Annotated in this window: 1 protein-coding gene and 1 pseudogene; both read right to left on the bottom strand. The window is 54.5% G+C overall.

Annotated features, from left to right (window positions below; all coding sequences use genetic code 11):
• Positions 1-238: 238 nt before the first annotated feature.
• Entirely contained in the window at positions 239-871 is a 633-nt protein-coding gene (locus NW860_RS08615; RefSeq protein WP_414513637.1) for an ARPP-1 family domain-containing protein, read from the bottom strand.
• Positions 802-1,196 (bottom strand): annotated as a pseudogene (locus tag NW860_RS08610) (ARPP-1 family domain-containing protein). Before NW860_RS08610 ends, NW860_RS08615 begins: the two are co-directional and overlap by 70 nt.
• Positions 1,197-1,445: the final 249 nt, after the last annotated feature.

The raw sequence follows: 1,445 nt of genomic DNA, 5'->3' as shown, positions 1-1,445 counted from the left end.
GAGGATTCTACCTGGCCTGGACTTGCCTGGGTTTCCTGGTGAGCCAGCGGTGGGACCGCCAGCACCCCCAAAGCCGCCAGAAAGCTAGACAGGCGGTAGCCAAGCTAACTCAAAGCTAACTCAAGACGTGCAGCTTGCTCTAGAGCACCTGAATCGGCAATCCCCCCTAGGCTGGAAAGGCGCTGTAGGGATAATCTGCCTAGTGCTGCTTTTTGCGGCGGTAGGGCAACAAAGGAAGCTATCGCAACCAGAACGGGAAAAGACCGCTAGGGTGGCCACTGACCTCATCCCCAGGAATTGAAACGGCTGACAGATAAACCAGCTTTTCGTCGTAGAACAACGCAGAGCCTTGGTCGCCTCGCCGGGACTTTGCTCGGTACTCCTGGCCTTCGCCCACTGTGGTTACGGCTTCCCAGGGCCATTGAGTTATGTCGGTCCAGTACTGGAGAACATCCTCAGAGGTAGCCTTGGCTGGTGAATCCGTTTTGCGGAGAGCCTCTATGGCTAGCCCAGCCACTAGGCGAGGCCACAGCCGGCTGCAGGTTTGCGCCGTTCCAAAAAGATCCAGCGAGCGCACACGGCCATCCAGAGCAATGGCCAGGCCAGTTGCTCCCTCAACGTAGTTGATGTCTTTGCGAAACTCTTCAATCTCCTCCTCGTCAGCCTCATAGGCGTCGCTGAGAGCACTGGTCGGGGAGCTGACATTAAGCTCGCAGTGAAAAAATGCAACAGTGTCCCACACCTTTCCTTGGTCTGATCGATGGCCAATCTTCTTCTTCAGGGACTCGTAGACACCCCTTTTTAGCTCGTATCGCAATAGGTTAGTACAAGGCGCTCGACCTCCCTCATCTCGCGAGACTGGAAGTGCCACCTCCCAGCTTCCACGCAGGAAACGGGTATTGTACCTTACTCTTTGGCTTAATCAAGACGGTGGTATTCAAGACACGGTTTTGTTTAGCCCCTATTAGCTCCTGCCCCTCCACCAGCAGCAACAGGGACTCGCTGTGGTTTTCCACAACCAGGTGAGGCACTGCTCCAGCCTCGCTCACCTCAGTAATGGTCGCTTCTTTGGTTTGCAGTTCTGGAAGACGATAGGCAACTTCCTGCTCTTCCTGAGAAAAGAGAGGGAAAACCTGGAAACTGCCCTCTTGAAGGGGATCACCAATACGCAAGGTTGGAAAGTTAAGGCTGGCCACTGATTCCTCTTTACTTGCTGAAGTTGGAAGGGCGTTGCGCAAGCTGCCCCTTCCCGATCAGCACTCTGAAGCTCTCTGGAAATTCCCCCTTCCCAAAAACAAGAAGACTTAACCTTTGCCGGCAGAACATGGCAGCAAGATCCACCTTCCTGCCAAAAAGGGAGGGATCCCTGGATAAGGGATCCCTCTTCCAACACCCACCGAGACTAGAGTTAGTCGCGCTCAACGTACAGAAAGAGCACAGCCATG

Source organism: Synechococcus sp. F70.1, from assembly GCF_047502745.1.
GTDB lineage: Bacteria > Cyanobacteriota > Cyanobacteriia > Thermostichales > Thermostichaceae > Thermostichus.
This window is presented reverse-complemented; position numbering and strand designations above follow the sequence as displayed.